We start from the raw sequence: 14,865 nt of genomic DNA, 5'->3' as shown, positions 1-14,865 counted from the left end.
CATTATCGGCCCGGGAAGGCCTGGGAACAAGCCGACCAGGCGATCCGGAGGCCGGATCCTTGACGTTCGCCTTAGGAGTGCGTATTGGATTGATGTCCAAAACAGCTTGCCGCGGGCCGACTATTGTTTTACAGTTGCATGAACGCTCGATGAGAGCGCCCTGCCCGGCTCCCCCAGCCGCATTCGGGTCGTTGCCACGATTTTGACATCCCGAGCGAATGGCGATCGTCTCGCTCCCGGCGATTCGATCCCAGTATGCACTCCCACCGCTCCCCCTCGCACGACGCGGGGCGCAGAGCCAGCCGAGGCCCGTGCCCCGGCTCCCTCCTCGCAAACCAAGCCCTCCAAAGGGGATCGATCGATGACCGGAGTGATAACCCAGAACCCCAAACGGCGCGGGCTCGCCAGTCCCGGCAACGTCGCGATGATCACGACGGGCCTCCTTACCGTGGCCGGGTTTTGCTGGTTCCTCCAGCCATGGAAGCCCTCTCGCCCGCTGCTCGACGGCGTCTCGCAAGTCCAGGTGCGCCGGATCGACCTGAAGTCGACGGTCTCGGCCTCGGGCCAGATCGAATGCCTTCAGCAGACTTCGATCGAGTGCGAGATCGAGAATCTCCAGATCGTGAATGCTGGCAGGGCCTACAGTGCAGGCGGGTCGGCCGCCATCCTCGAGATGGTCCCCGACGGCACACCCGTCGTGAAAGACCAGGTGTTGATGAAGATCGACTCCTCCGACTACGAGGAGCTGGTCCGCACCCAGTCGATCAAGGTCGAGAAGAATCGGTCCGAGAAGATCGAGGCCGAACTCACGCAGTCCGTCGCGGAGTTGGCCCTCGAGGAGTTTGACAAGGGTTACAAGCTCCAGACGCTCCAGCAGCTCGAAGGTCAGATCAGGCTGGCCGACTCCGAGATCAAGCGGATGACCGATCGGCTGGACTGGTCGATCCAGATGCAGCCGAAGGGATACGTCTCGCTCTCTCAGGTGAACAGCGAGAAGCTGGCGTTGCTTAAGTCCTCCCTCCAACTGTCGAGCTCGAAGGCCGCGCTGGCCAATTACAAGAAATTCGGGATCAATCGGACTCGGAAGCAACTCCTGGCCAACATCGAGCGGGCCCGCGTCAATGTCCGATTCAAGACCGACGGCCTCGCCCGCGTCGAAGAACGGCTGAAACACTACAATAAGATGGTCGATCGGTGCACGATCCGGGCCCCGCATGACGGGCTTGCGATCATCGCCATGGAGAACGGCAGGGCGACCAAGCTCGAGCCGGGCACGATCGTCCGCCAGCATCAGAAACTCTACTACCTGCCCGACCTCGGCAAGATGATGGTCAACACCCTGCTGCACGAGTCGGTGGTCGACCGGGTTCACGTCGGGATGAGGGCGAAGGTCCGGGTCGAGGCGCTCTCCGATACCCTGATCGATGGCACCGTCGAGTCGATGCTGCGGATCCCATTGCAGGGCGACGGCTGGAGGCGGAACAACGACGTCAAGCACTACGCCGCCATCGTCAAGCTCGACGGCTCGACCCCGGGCCTCAAGCCGTCGATGACCGCCGAGGTCGAGGTCCTCACCCAGGATCGGCCCGCGGTCCTGGCCATCCCGACCGAGGCTCTGTCCGTCGAGAACGGACGTGACGTCTGCTACGTCGCCAGCACGGACGGTGCCGTCCAGCGCCGCGATGTCGAGGTCGGCGAGATGACGCCCGACCTGCTCGAGGTGACCCGCGGTCTGAAGGAAGGCGAGCAGGTGGTGCTCCACCCCTCGGAGGTCGAGTCGGTGCCCGGGCTGGTCGTCGAGGTTGGTGCCAGGCTACCGAAGCTCGAAGGCTCGCCGGTGGCGACGAATACCCGCTGAGCGGCCGGATTCGTCCCCGGATTCGGGCGGCCCGGCGTCGGGGGCCGCGTTCGAAGGTTAGACTCTCGCGAGGCGCCGGACTGCCGCGGCGCCCGTGACCCAGGCCGCCGGCCTCCGACGCGAGAACCGCCCGATGTCCGCCAAACGCGCCTCGACGAAGACCGCGTCGCCGACGCCGGCCACGCCCGCCATGAATGCCCTGATGATCGGCGGGGCGGTCGCCTTCGGGCTCTGGCAGCTCGTCAACCGGGGCCGGATGACCTGGCCGCCGACCCAGCTCCTCGCCGGCCTCTACACCGTGGCCGGCTGCCTGGCGCTTGTCGGCCCGATCGTGTTGTTCCGCCGGTCCTCGGCCGACGGCGGCCTGGGTGAGCTGGTCTGGCTCTCGGGCGGATCGCTCGTCTGGCTGCACAACCTGGCCGCATCGTTGCGGGGCAACCTGCCCCTGGGCAGCCTGGCCACGCCCTTGGGGTATCAGCCCATGGGCCTGGCCGTGCTGGCCGTCTTCCTCGCGGGCTGGAGGGCCAAGCCGGCGGGGGGCGCGGGGTGGAGCTGGACCAACGTGGTGGGCTGGGGTCTGGGCGTCTTCTGGGTCGGGATGGGCCTGACGACGTTCTTGCCGGGCCCGATGACCGGGCTGGCCTTCCGCTGATCGCTTGACGACCCGACCGGGTGGCTTGTAGCTTCGAAACGAATCGGAGGCCGTGCGGCCGGTCGAGTTCCCTCAGGTCCGACGATTTCCGATCGAGCCGATCCATCCCCCGACCCGACCCGCCCCCCGGAGCGAGACAGCCTTGGCCACCTCAGACGCCCCCACGACGGCCTCCGCCTCGGCCTCGAACACGCCCGCGATCGAGAACCAGATCATCGCCTATCGGGCGCTCAGCCCACTGGCGGTCACCAGCTTGCTGCTCGGCCTGGTCTCGGTCCTGAGCTTCGCCGGCGACTTCTTCTACCTCATCTCCGCGGCCGCGGTCGTCACCGGCTTCCTTGCCAACCGCAAGATCAACCGCTATCCCGACATGCTCACCGGCGCCTCGCTGGCCAAGGCCGGCATCGCGATGGGCCTCACGTTCGGCCTGGCCTCGTTCACGATGTCGATGGTCCAGAGCACGCTCCAGAGGCGTTCGGCCGAGGCCTTCGCCAAGACGTACGCGAGCGCGATCAAGAAGGGCGAGCTTGCCGACGCCCTCTGGTATCAGGTGCCCGCCCAGTCCCGCAAACTCGAGACACCCAAGCAGATCATCGAGAAGATGCGGGCCACGCAGAACGACGAGTCCAACTTCAAGATGCAGAATGCCGACCTGCTCTCCCTCATGGAGCAGCTTGCCCAGCCGGGCTCCGACGTCCAGTTCGAGGGTATCGAGTCGCATGTCGTCCACGACATGGAAGTCATCGCCTCGGCCGTCATCGACGTCCATGTCGACGCGGCGAAGGACCAGATTGCCAAGGATCAGCACGCCCTGGTCGTCCTGAAGGGGACCGCCGAAGGTGGGGGGTACACCTGGGCCGTCGACGGGGTCAAGTATCCATACGTCCCGCGTTCCTTCGTCCCGGCCCCCGCCAAGAAGCACGACGATTCGGACGGCCACGGGCACAGCCACTGACACGCCCGCTCGCCGCCGTCTAACCCCGGTAAGAGGCGTGGCAGTTAGGGGTCTCCCAGAGCAGGACCTCGATGACCGGCAACCCGGCGGAGACGGCCTGCTCATAGATGAGCCGGGCGATATTCTCCGCCGTGGGGTTAGTGTCCATCACGAAGACTCGCTCCCCTCGCTCAAGGAGCATGGGCAGCAGCGGATCTTCGCGGCAGAGCAGCATGTTGTGGTCGAGCGTCTCGTCGATCCAGCGCTGGACGCTCTGCTTGATCTCGGCGAAGTCGACGAGCATGCCCCGCGAGTCGAGCGCGGGGGCCTCCAGGGTGATCACCGCCCGGCCGTTATGGCCGTGCAGGTGGCGGCACTTGCCGTCGTAGTTCAAGAGCCGATGGCCGTAGCAGAAGTTGATTTCTCGGGTCACGCGGAACATGCGGTCGCAGCCCTCGTTGGCGTGATCATTCGGTCGATCGTCCTACTGAGGACGAGTCAGGCGTGAATCGGCTCGGTGGCGTACTCGGTCGTGTCGGCCATGCCCACGTCGCGGAATCCCTTGCGTCGTTCCGCGCACTTATTGCAGGCCCCGCAATGCCGGCTCCCGGACGGGGCGACGCACGAGAAGGTCAGGCCCAGCGGCAAGCCGGCTCCGGCGCGGAGGACATCCGCTTTGTGCATCCGACCAAAAGGGCGGAGCAAGCGGATCGGCCCACCGAGCCCCTCACCGATCGCCGTCTGCAAGCCGTCGAAAAAACGCGATGTGCTGTCGGGGAAAGGGTTTGTGGCCAGGCAGCCAAGCGCCAGGGCTTCGACCCCACGGAGGTGGCACCAGACCGCTGCCTTGGCGGTCAGGAGCAAATTGCGGCCGGCCAGCTCCATCGCGTCATCGGACGTCTCCTCGCCCGGAACCTCCCCCCGGCCGGTGCTCCAGTGGTCACCGTAGACGTCGGCGATGGGCTCCTCCAGGATGGTCAATCCGAGCAGTCCCGGGCGCTGGACGGCGGTGAGGTATCGGCGCAAGTGGGCCAGCTCGACCGCCTCCCAGAGCAGGCCGAAACGGACGTAGATGGGGAGGACTCGCCGGAATTGCGCCAGCAATTCGACGCAGAGGATCGAGCTCTCGACCCCCCCGCTGACGAGCACCGCGACATCCCCACCACGCGTCATTTCGACCGAACCCTCGGGCAAGACGAGCGGCACCAAGGGGCCCCGTGCCCATCCGCCCTGGGATTGTAGGGCGAGGCCCCCCCCCTAGCAACCCGCGACCTGCCTCGCGAGCTCGTCGGGCGGGCCCAGGCGATTGTCTGGAGCGAGCGGAGCGTGTATCGTGGCTCGGCTTTCGCGCGCCGATTCGTTGGCCGTTGGCCCGAAACTGCCGACCGGTCCGTCCTCGAGGGGTTTCCATGCGTCTCTGCCGGTTCCAACTCGACGACGACGTGACCCTGATCGGCTTCTATCTCGACGATCGAGTCGTCTCCATCGACCAGGCGACCGACGTGTACTGCGAGGAGGTGGGGGTTGAGTTGCTGCTCCCCTCGACCGAGGAGATCCTCGACCTGCTCCCCCCGGACGGCCTCTATCACCTGGCTGCCTACGAGCTGAGCCGATGGGTCGACGCGCTCGATGACGAAGCTCTCTCCGAGCTCGCCATCCCCGTCGAGGACGTCCAGATCCTGGCGCCCATCCCCAATCCCGGCAAGGTCCTGCTGCTCGCCGGCAACTATGCGGCGCACGTCATCGAGCGTGGCGGCGTGACCGCCGAACGCGACGAGACCTTCCCCTGGGTCTTCACCAAGCCGCCGGCCACAACCCTGACCAGCCAAGGCAACCCGATCGTGATCCCGGCGGTCTCGCCCGACCACGTGGACTGGGAATGCGAGCTGGGCGTGGTCATCGGGCGTCGATGCAAGGGAGTCTCCGAGGCCGACGCCCTGGACTACGTGGCCGGTTATACCGTCGTCAATGACGTGAGCGACCGGAAATTCCAGCCCAACCCCGGGCGTAAGCCACGCGAGCGCGATAAATTCTTTGACTGGCTGCACGGCAAATGGCACGACACCTTCTTGCCCATGGGCCCGGCCATCCTCTCCGTCGAGGACGTGCCCGACCCCCAGGCGTTGCACCTGTCCCTCACCGTCAACGGTGAGACCAAGCAGGATGGCAGCACCGGGCAGATGGTGTTCCCCGTCGCGGCCATCATCGAGTTCATTTCTAGCTTCGTCACGCTGGAGCCCGGCGACGTGATCTCGACCGGAACTCCCTCGGGGGTCGGCTCCGCGACCGGCACGTACCTGAAACCCGGCGACCTCGTCGAGGCGACCATCGAGGGGATCGGCACGCTGTCCAATCCCGTGGTGGCCGAGGACGACCTCGAAGGTGAATGATCGCCGCCTGATTTGATGTTCCCGAATCGATCGATCCTACCGACCCAAGTCCTCGCCGCGCCTCCCCGCCCGCACTCGCCGGCCGGGGAGTCGCCCAGTCCCGGATGACCTCCATGCCCGAGATCCGCAAACTTCTGGTCGCCAACCGGGGCGAGATCGCCATCCGTGTCTTCCGGTCGGCCAGCGAGCTGGGTATTCGAACCGTCGCGATCTATTCGCATGAAGACCGGTTCGCGATGCACCGGGTGAAGGCCGACGAGGCCTTCCTGATCGGCAAGCCCGGCGAGCCCATCCGCAGCTACCTGAACGTCGACGCGATCGTCAAGCTGGCGCGAGAGAAGGGGGTCGACGCGATTCACCCCGGCTACGGCTTCCTCTCCGAGAACGCCGACCTCGCCCGCGCCTGCGACGCCGCCGGGATCGCCTTCGTCGGCCCGCGTGCCGAGATCCTCGACCTGCTCGGCGACAAGGTGGCCGCCCGCGCCGCCGCCATCGCCGCGGGCGTCCCTGTCCTGCCCGGCACCGACAAGCCGGTCGAGAATGGCGCTTCCGCCAAGCTCCAGGCCGAGAAGCTCGGCTACCCGGTGATCGTCAAGGCCTCGATGGGGGGCGGCGGCCGGGGGATGCGCATCGTCGAGAGCGCCGATGAGCTGGAGGCGGCCGTCGACCAGGCCATGCGCGAGGCGGGCACCGCCTTCGGCGTGGCCGACGTCTTCCTCGAGAAGTTCATCCGCCGCGCCAAGCACATCGAGGTCCAGCTCCTCGGCGACCGCCACGGCAACCTCGTCCACCTCTTCGAGCGTGACTGCTCGGTGCAGCGTCGCCACCAGAAGGTCATCGAGATCGCGCCGGCCTACAACCTCGACCCCGGACTGCGCCAGCGCATCTGCGACGCGGCGATCGCGCTGGGCAAGAACGTCCGGTACGACAACGCCGGGACGGTCGAGTTCCTGGTCGACGTCGATGCCGACGAGTTCTACTTCATCGAGGTCAACCCGCGCATCCAGGTCGAGCACACCGTCACCGAGATCGTGACCGGGGTCGACCTGATCAAGAGCCAGATCCTGATCGCGCAGGGGGCGACGCTCGCCGACCCCGAGATCAGGCTGCCGAACCAGGACGCGGTGCACGTCCAGGGTTTCGCCTTCCAGTGCCGGGTGACGACCGAGGACCCCGAGAACAAGTTCACCCCCGACTACGGCCGGATCACGCACTACCGCTCCGCGGGTGGCCTGGGCATCCGCCTCGACGGCGGCACAGCGATCACCGGGGCGGTGGTCACGCCGTTCTATGACTCGCTCCTGGTGAAGGTCTGCGCCAGCGGAACGCGATTCATCGACGCCGTCCGCCGGATGGAGCGGGCGCTCCACGAATTCCGCATCCGAGGCGTGAAGACCAACATCCCGTTCCTCCTGAACGTGATCAACCATCCCGACTTCCTCGAAGGGCGCTGCACCACCCGGTTCATCGACGAGACACCCGAGCTGTTCCGGTTCCCGGTGTTGCAAGACCGGGCCACGAAGCTGCTGGCCTTCGCCGGCGAGGTCACCGTCAACGGCTTCCCCGGCGTCGTCCGCCCGCCCAACTACTCTGCCCCGCCCGAGCCGATCGTCCCCGACTTCGACCACACGGCCAAGCCCGCCGACGGCTCGCGTCAGCGACTCCAGAAGCTCGGCGCCGAAGGGTTCTCGAAGTGGGTGCGCGAGCAGACGCAATTGCTCGTCACCGACACCACGTTCCGCGACGCCCACCAGTCGTTGCTGGCCACCCGCGTCCGCACCCGCGACATGCTCAGGGTCGCCGATGCCTATGCCCGGCTCCTGCCGAACGTCTTCTCGCTGGAGATGTGGGGCGGGGCGACGTTCGATACGTCGATGCGATTCCTCAAGGAAGACCCCTGGGAACGCCTGGCGCAGATGCGCGAGCGAATTCCCAACATCCTCTTCCAGATGCTCCTGCGCGGCTCGAACGCGGTCGGATACACCAGCTATCCCGACAACGTCGTCCGCGAGTTCGTCCGCGAGAGCGCCGGCGCGGGAATCGACCTGTTCCGGGTCTTCGACGCGCTGAACTACATCCCCAACATGGAAGTGGCCATCGAGTCGATCCGCGACAGCGGTGCGCTCTGCGAGGCGGCCATCTGCTATACCGGCGACATCCTCGACCCGGCCCGGCCCAAGTACGACCTGAAGTATTACGTCAACCTGGCCCGGGAGTTCGAGAAGCGAGGGGCCAACATCATCGCCATCAAGGACATGGCGGGCCTCTGCAAGCCCTACTCCGCCGAGCTGCTGGTGAAATCGCTTCGTGAGGCGGTCGGCGTGCCCATCCATTTCCACACCCACGACATCGGCGGTGCGCAGGCCGCCAGCGTGCTGAAGGGGGCCGAAGTCGGCCTGGACATCGCCGACGGCGCGGTTGCCAGCATGTCGGGCCTGACCTCCCAGCCGTCGCTCAACGCCATCGTCGAGTCCCTGAAGCACACGCCGCGCGACACGGGAATCAACACCGATTCGCTCATCGAGATGAGCCGCTACTGGGAGCAGGTCCGCGAGCTTTACAGCCCGTTCGAGGCCGGCCTGAAGGCCCCATCGGCGGACCTCTACGAATATGAGATGCCCGGCGGGCAATACACCAACCTGCTCCAGCAGGCCAAAGCCCTGGGCCTCGACCACCAGTGGGTCCAGGTCTGCGAGGCCTACGCCCAGGTGAATCTCCTGTTCGGCGACATCGTCAAGGTGACCCCCACCTCGAAGGTCGTCGGCGACATGGCCCTGTTCGTGGTCGCCAACAACCTGACTCCCGCCGACATCCTGGATGAGAACCGCGAGCTGGCCTTCCCCGAGAGCGTCGTCGAACTCTTCGAGGGCCGCCTCGGCCAGCCCCCAGGCGGGTTCCCCAAAGACCTGCAAGAGCGCGTGCTGAAGGGCCGCCCCGCCAAGATCGGCCGACCGGGCGAAGGGATGGAGCCCGCCGACCTGCCCGCCGCGCAGGAGAAAGCGGCCGCTTATCTCGGACGGCCCGCGAACCTGCAAGACGCCCTGAGCAACGTGCTCTATCCGCGCGTCTTCCCCGAGCTGGCCGCCCATCTACGGGCCTATGCCGACACGTCGTTCCTGCCCACCCCTCTGTTCTTCTTCGGCCCCGACCAGGGGGTCGAGAACATGGTGGAGATCGAGCCCGGGAAGACCTTGATCGTCAAACTGCTCGCCGTGGGCGACCCGCACGCCGACGGCAAGCGGACCGTCTTCTTCGAGCTGAACGGCCAGCCGCGCGAGATCGAGGTCCTCGACCGCTCGCTCGCCTCGGCCGTGCGCGAGGCCCCCAAGGCCGATCCGGCCAACCCGAACCAGATCGGCTCGCCGCTGCCCGGCCTGGTCGTCGGCGTGGCCGTCACGGCGGGCGACGCGGTCCGCAAAGGCCAGAAGCTGCTGTCGATCGAGGCCATGAAGATGGAGACGACCCTCTACGCCGAACGCCCCGGGCGCGTCGTCGAGGTGCTCGCCGCCGTCGGCCGCCAGGTCACGACCGGCGAGCTGCTGTTCCGCCTGGAAGCAATCTGAACGCCTCCGAGAGTCGGCCTACTCCACCCCGCCGCCCTCGATCGCTTGACGGTCGGCGCCGGCGGGGGGTACGTTGAAGATCGGCCGGGCTGGGTTTTCCGACGCAATTTCGATCAGAAGGGCGAAGCTCAACGTGGCACGCGATAAGGTGGTTCTGGCGTACAGCGGCGGCCTCGACACGTCGGTCGCCGTCAAGTGGATCAACGAGACCTATGACCTCGACGTCATCGCCTACACGTGCGACCTGGGCCAGGGCCAGGACATCGAGGCCATCCGCCAGAAGGCGCTGAGGACCGGCGCCGTCGAGGCGATCGCCGAGGACGTCCGCAACCTCTTCGTCGACTACTTCTGCCTTCCCTCGCTGATGGCCGGGGCCCTCTACGAGGGCAAATACCCGCTGGCCACCGCGCTGGGCAGGCCCCTGATCGCCCAGCTAATGGTGCGCGTCGCCCGCGAACATGGCGCCGTGGCCGTGGCGCACGGCTGCACGGGCAAAGGGAACGATCAGGTCCGTTTCGACGTGACCTTCCAGACCCTGGCCCCCGAGCTGAAGATCATCGCCCCGGTGCGCGAGTGGAAGTGGACGCGCACACAGGAGCTCGAATACGCCGCCAAGCACAACATCGAGGTCGAGGCGACCAAGAAGAGCATCTTCAGCACCGACCAGAACCTCTGGGGCCGCTCCATCGAGGCCGGCGTGCTGGAAGACCCCTGGGTCGAGCCCCCCGCCGCCACCTTCCAGTGGACCGCCGACCCCCGCAGCGCCCCCGATGAGCCCGAGGAAGTGACGATCGAGTTCGAGCAGGGTCGCCCCACTGCGCTCAACGGCCTGAACATGGACCCGGTCGCCCTCATCGAGCAATTGAACACCATCGCCGGCCGCCACGGCGTCGGCCGGGTGGATCACATCGAGAACCGCCTCGTCGGCATCAAGTCGCGCGAGATCTACGAGGCCCCGGCCGCCTACGTGCTGCACGAGGCCCACCGCGAGATTGAGTTCCTCACGCTCTCCAAGGAAGCCCTCCGCTTCAAGACCCACGTCAGCCAGCAGTATTCCGACCTGATCTACAACGGCCTCTGGTTCAGCGCCCTGCACCAGGACCTGATGGCCTTCGTCGTCAGCAACCAGCAGTACGTCTCGGGCACGGCACGCATCAAGCTATACAAGGGCCACGCGGCGATCGTGGGCCGCAAGAGCGAGCAGAGCCTCTACCGGCACGAGCTGGCCACCTACGAAGAAGGTGACATGTACGACTCGTCGGCCGCGCAGGGCTTCATCAAGATCCACGGCCTGTCTCAGACCACCCAGGCCAAGCACCAGATGCTCAAGAGCGGCGTCGTCCGCCGCCTGGAATTGCCCAGCATCATTCCGCCCGCCCCGAGCGAGGTCAAGTAAACGACCCGACTGCCGGGATCGAAAAACGAAAGGCGGGGGGCCGACCGAGTGTCAGCCCCCCGCCTTCTCCGTTCGAAGCCGGTCGACCAACGCGAGCGAATCCTCGACGGTGCCGATCCTGCGCTCGAGCTGTGCATCGCGGACGGCTTCCAGCAGTCCCGAGAACTCGGGGCCCGGCTTCAAGCCATGGCGGATCAGGTCGCCCCCGGTCAGGATCGGCAGCGGGTTGATCGGCCCTTCGGGCTCGTCCCGTAAATAAGCCTCGGCGCGCGAAACCGCCGAGTCGTCCCCCGTCGTCGCCAGGGCGATCGCACGTCTGAACGCCAGCAGGTCCGTCGCGCCGGGATGACTCAGCAGTCGCTTCAGTCTTGATTCGGAGCCGGTGCCCGGCTCGATCTTCGCCGCCTGACTGGCGACAAGCCAGACGATCCGCTCCCGCTCGTCGTTGGCCAGCTTCAAGGCGCGGCAGTCGTCATTCACGAGACGGGCCGCGTCCGCCTCAGGCTCGACGGCGTGCAACAACGTCGCCAGGGCAAGCGGGAAGCTCGGGGACTCCGGCAGTTTGTCGAGCGCGTTGAGGACGTTCAACCACGACTCCCGCCTCTGCTGTCCTCCGGCCCATGCCATCGACGGGAGGATTTCGCCCAGCATCCCCAGCCCGGCCAAGGTCGAGAAGGCAACCGCGCGATGGGAATCGCCTAGCATCCGCCGCAATTCCTGGGCGATTCGTTCGGCGGCCACGACGGTCACCTGGCCGGCCATCTCATGAATCGCCTCGAAGGTCGCCGGCTCGATCGTCATCTCGAGCCTCGCCGCGAATCGGACGGCGCGCAGGAGCCTCAGCTTGTCTTCGGCAAACCGGGCGCGAGGATCGCCGATGGCACGAATGACGCCGGCCTCGAGGTCGGCCCTGCCGCCGACGTAGTCGATGATCTCGTCGGTCTCGGGGTCGAGAAACAGGCCGTTGATCGTGAAATCGCGGCGCGAGGCGTCCAGCCTAGCATCGCCGTAATGGACGCTCGAAGGGCGTCTGCCGTCGAGATATTCGCCGTCGCCCCGGAAGGTGGCCACCTCGACATCGCCGGCCCTGTTCGGCCCGAGGACCATGATCACGCCGAAGCTGGCCCCCACCGAGAGCGTGCGACGAAAGAGCCGCACAACCTGCTCGGGCCGGGCGTTGGTGGCCACGTCGTAATCCGTCGGCTCGCGGCCCAGGATCAGGTCGCGCACGCAGCCGCCGGCCCAGAGCGCCTGATAGCCGGCCGAGCGCAGGACCCGGACCACCTCGACGGCAAAATCCCGTCTTGCTTCAGTCGGACTCATCGAGGTCATCGCTGGCTTCATGGATCGAAGGGATTTCGGCCAGGTCTTCCGCAGCTTCCGCGGGCTCGCCGACCAGGCGGATCGCGATTCGGGTGCCGCCGTAGCGGCGGACGTCCCAGGCGTCGAGGTCGGGCAAGGTGTCCAGCTCCATCGTCTTGCCCGCTTCCAGGGCGATGGCCGAGCCGGGCAGCATGTGCTCGATCAGGTCGGTGAGCAGCTTCGTCACGCGCTCCGGGTGGTTCTCATATTCGCGATACGGCGGGTCGATGAACACGACCATCGGCTCGTCGATGTGCTTCAGGCTGGCTCGTGCCCAGCGATAGGTGTCGTTCGCCATCACATGAGCCTGCCCCTCGAAACGGAGGGTGGCGATGTTGCGGCGAATCATCTCGACGTTGTCGCGATCACGCTCGACGAAGATCGCCCGCCGCGCCCCGCGCGAGAGGGCTTCCAGGCCGATGCCGCCCGCCCCCGCGAAGAGGTCGACGACGAGCAAGCCGTCGACGAGGTCGCCGAGGATGTTGAATAGCGACTCGCGGACGAGGTCGCTCGTCGGCCTGGTCTTGGAATCGCGCGGGCCGTCGAATTTATGGCCCCGGCGGATGCCGGCGATGATTCTCATGCGAGCAACTCCCTCGGGCGCGTCGGATGACGCAGATCGCCCGATTCTAACAGAGGCTCGCCCGATTTCGGTGGGTTGTCGGCCGCCGGGCCGTTCGACTTGACGAATTATGCGGGCCCAGCGATACTCCCGCACCCCCGGGAATGACATCGAATCAACGGATCGGACGACGTTCGCCTCGAATTCTCGAGCGGCGCGGCCGCTTCGTCGCAGACCCGGCACTCTCGACGCACGAGTGCTCTCCAGAGCCCGCCAGACCCCTCAAGGACGAGGACGGTTCCCGCGGAAGGATCGCCCAAGGGTGGCCCGACCGAACGGAGTTCATCCGGGAATCGGCCGCAGACGTGGGACATGGATCGTCATGCACCGTCCCCAAGCCTTCATCGCCCTCGCGGCGCTCGCTTGCTTCGCGATTGCCGCCCCCGCCTCGGTCCTGGGGTCGGACGTCGAGGCACAGGCCCGCCTGCGACTCGGCCGCAATGAGGCCGTCGCCGCCGTCGAGTTGCTCGAGGACGCACTCCCGTCCGCCACTCAGGCCGAGCGACCTGGCCTCGTCGCGACGTTGAAGGAGGCCTACGCGGCGGCCATCCTCCAGGCCGACGCCGCCGGCCGCACCGAGGAGGCGCACGACTACCGAGAGAACCTCGGGATCCTCGACCGCAAGGCGCCCGCCCCACCAGCCTCGCCCGCTCCGAGCCCCGAGACGCCGCAAGCGATGGAGGAGCCGCCCGCTCTGCCGGAACCCGCCCCGCCACCCGCGAGCGACCCGTCGATCAAGAAGGCGAGCCTCGCCGAAGCGATCGCCCCGGCCCCCGAGGCCGCCCTCCCCGCGTTGCTCCCCGAGCCCGCAAAGCTACCGCCCCCGGCCGCCGAGCGGCCCCAGCCCAAACCTTCCGCCAGCCTCCCCCCGGCGCCGGACGTCTCGAAGGCCGACGCGGCATTCCGCTCCAAGGATTACGCCGCCGCCGGAAAGCTTTACGGCGAGTTGGTCAGGGCCAAGACGCTCCCCACGAACCGCCAGGAGCAGTGGGCCTATTGCCGCTGGGTCGAGATCGTCAAGCGGATCAATGCCAAGCCCAGAACCGCCGAGGAGTGGGATAAGATCCACGCCGATCTCGCCGAGATCAAGGCCCCCAACTCGGGCCGTTGGTTCGCCGAGTACCTCCGCAAGCGGGTCGCCGCCACCAACCCGCCCCGCCGCAAGCCCGACACCAGCAGGACGATCGTCCGGGGTGCCTCGCCTGATGACTCTGCCGGAACACCCCCGCCGATGGCTCCTCGGGCCGCCGAGTTGCCCAGGACCAATGACGTCGCTCCCGAGACAGGCACGCAATCGTCGGCGCCCGCGCCGCAGCAAAGCCAGCAGGCCCCCGATTGGGTGATCCGCGAGACGCCCAGCTTCGTGATTCATCACGTCAATCCGGAACTCGCCGAGAAGGTCGCCGACCTTGCCGAGCGGGCCAAGGACGCGCTCGCCAGGCGGTGGACCGGCGCCCCGGCAACCGCCCCGTGGAACCCCCGCTGCGAGATCTATCTCTATCCCGACGGCAAAGTCTTCGCCGCACTCACCGGCCAGGCCGAGGAGTCGCCCGGGTTCTCGACGATGGGAATGAACAACGGCAAGATCATCGGCCGACGCATCAACCTGCGTGCCGACCATCCGGATCTCGTCGGCGCGGTCCTGCCGCACGAGCTGACCCACGTTGTCCTCGCCGATCTCTTCCCCAAGAAGCAGATCCCCCGCTGGGCCGACGAGGGTATCGCCGTCCTCTCCGAGCCGCTGAACGAGCGCGACAAGCGGACCGCTGAGCTGACCGAGCCGCTGTCCAAGGGGCAGGTCTTCCGCGTAAACGACTTGCTGGAGCTCGACTACCCAAGCCCCAAGCACTGGACGCTCTTCTACGCGCAGAGCGTCTCGCTGACGCAGTTCCTCGTCGAGCAGTCGTCCCCCGGCAAGTTCATCGACTTTCTCCGAACCTCGCAGGTCTCGGGCACCGAGCCCGCCCTGCTGGAGCACTACGGAATCCAGGGGCTGAGCGACCTGGAAACCCGATGGCTCGAATACGCCCGCGCCAGGCCCCCCCAGCAAACCGCCCGAGCCGAGACCCCCACGGCGACCAAATAATC

The 14,865-nt window shown here is 66.9% G+C and carries 11 protein-coding genes; 7 read left to right on the top strand and 4 right to left on the bottom strand.

The window, feature by feature from the left end:
- Window positions 1-361 precede the first annotated feature (361 nt).
- From EP7_RS05415 to EP7_RS05405, 3 genes are all read left to right on the top strand, one after another.
- The gene (locus tag EP7_RS05415; RefSeq protein WP_463526588.1) at window positions 362-1,858 is read left to right on the top strand and encodes an efflux RND transporter periplasmic adaptor subunit; all 1,497 of its coding nucleotides are present in this window, start codon (window positions 362-364) and stop codon (window positions 1,856-1,858) included.
- 133 nt (window positions 1,859-1,991) lie between these two features.
- Entirely contained in the window at window positions 1,992-2,510 is a 519-nt protein-coding gene (locus EP7_RS05410; RefSeq protein WP_463526586.1) for a hypothetical protein, read from the top strand.
- A 142-nt stretch (window positions 2,511-2,652) separates the two neighbouring features.
- A complete protein-coding gene (locus tag EP7_RS05405; RefSeq protein ID WP_463526584.1) occupies window positions 2,653-3,465 on the top strand; it encodes a DUF4190 domain-containing protein in 813 nt (270 codons plus the stop codon).
- A 19-nt stretch (window positions 3,466-3,484) separates the two neighbouring features.
- Here the strand turns inward: EP7_RS05405 and EP7_RS05400 are convergent, their stop codons facing one another.
- Both EP7_RS05400 and EP7_RS05395 read right to left on the bottom strand, forming a co-directional pair.
- Window positions 3,485-3,886 carry a 6-pyruvoyl trahydropterin synthase family protein gene (locus tag EP7_RS05400; protein ID WP_463526582.1) on the bottom strand — a complete coding sequence of 134 codons (402 nt, stop codon included), beginning with the start codon at window positions 3,884-3,886 and terminating at the stop codon, window positions 3,485-3,487.
- A 56-nt stretch (window positions 3,887-3,942) separates the two neighbouring features.
- The gene (locus EP7_RS05395; protein WP_463526580.1) at window positions 3,943-4,617 is read right to left on the bottom strand and encodes a 7-cyano-7-deazaguanine synthase; all 675 of its coding nucleotides are present in this window, start codon (window positions 4,615-4,617) and stop codon (window positions 3,943-3,945) included.
- Window positions 4,618-4,853: 236 nt separating this feature from the next.
- On the opposite strand from EP7_RS05395, the gene EP7_RS05390 reads away from it, so the two are divergent.
- The 3 genes from EP7_RS05390 to EP7_RS05380 all read left to right on the top strand — a co-directional run bounded on the left by EP7_RS05390 (window position 4,854) and on the right by EP7_RS05380 (window position 10,793).
- The gene (locus EP7_RS05390) at window positions 4,854-5,834 is read left to right on the top strand and encodes a fumarylacetoacetate hydrolase family protein (protein WP_463526578.1); all 981 of its coding nucleotides are present in this window, start codon (window positions 4,854-4,856) and stop codon (window positions 5,832-5,834) included.
- A gap of 113 nt (window positions 5,835-5,947) precedes the next feature.
- Window positions 5,948-9,397 carry a pyruvate carboxylase gene (locus tag EP7_RS05385; protein ID WP_463526576.1) on the top strand — a complete coding sequence of 1,150 codons (3,450 nt, stop codon included), beginning with the start codon at window positions 5,948-5,950 and terminating at the stop codon, window positions 9,395-9,397.
- A gap of 133 nt (window positions 9,398-9,530) precedes the next feature.
- Window positions 9,531-10,793: an argininosuccinate synthase gene (locus EP7_RS05380; protein WP_463526574.1), complete on the top strand. Its 1,263-nt coding sequence runs from the start codon at window positions 9,531-9,533 to the stop codon at window positions 10,791-10,793.
- A gap of 51 nt (window positions 10,794-10,844) precedes the next feature.
- Here the strand turns inward: EP7_RS05380 and EP7_RS05375 are convergent, their stop codons facing one another.
- Both EP7_RS05375 and rsmD read right to left on the bottom strand, forming a co-directional pair.
- Complete coding sequence (locus EP7_RS05375; RefSeq protein ID WP_463526572.1) at window positions 10,845-12,116, bottom strand: CCA tRNA nucleotidyltransferase; 1,272 nt, start codon at window positions 12,114-12,116, stop codon at window positions 10,845-10,847.
- Window positions 12,103-12,738: a 16S rRNA (guanine(966)-N(2))-methyltransferase RsmD gene (gene rsmD / locus EP7_RS05370; RefSeq protein WP_463526570.1), complete on the bottom strand. Its 636-nt coding sequence runs from the start codon at window positions 12,736-12,738 to the stop codon at window positions 12,103-12,105. The genes EP7_RS05375 and rsmD overlap by 14 nt, the downstream gene beginning before the upstream one ends.
- 361 nt (window positions 12,739-13,099) lie before the next feature.
- Here rsmD and EP7_RS05365 point away from each other — a divergent pair, with 361 nt between their 5' ends.
- Window positions 13,100-14,863 (top strand): peptidase MA family metallohydrolase, encoded by a 1,764-nt coding sequence (locus tag EP7_RS05365; RefSeq protein WP_463526569.1) that lies wholly within the window; start codon window positions 13,100-13,102, stop codon window positions 14,861-14,863.
- Window positions 14,864-14,865: the final 2 nt, after the last annotated feature.

Source organism: Isosphaeraceae bacterium EP7 (genome assembly GCA_038400315.1).
Lineage (GTDB): Bacteria > Planctomycetota > Planctomycetia > Isosphaerales > Isosphaeraceae > EP7.
The sequence above is the reverse complement of the archived record's forward strand: the minus strand, read 5'-3'. Positions and strand labels throughout refer to the sequence as shown.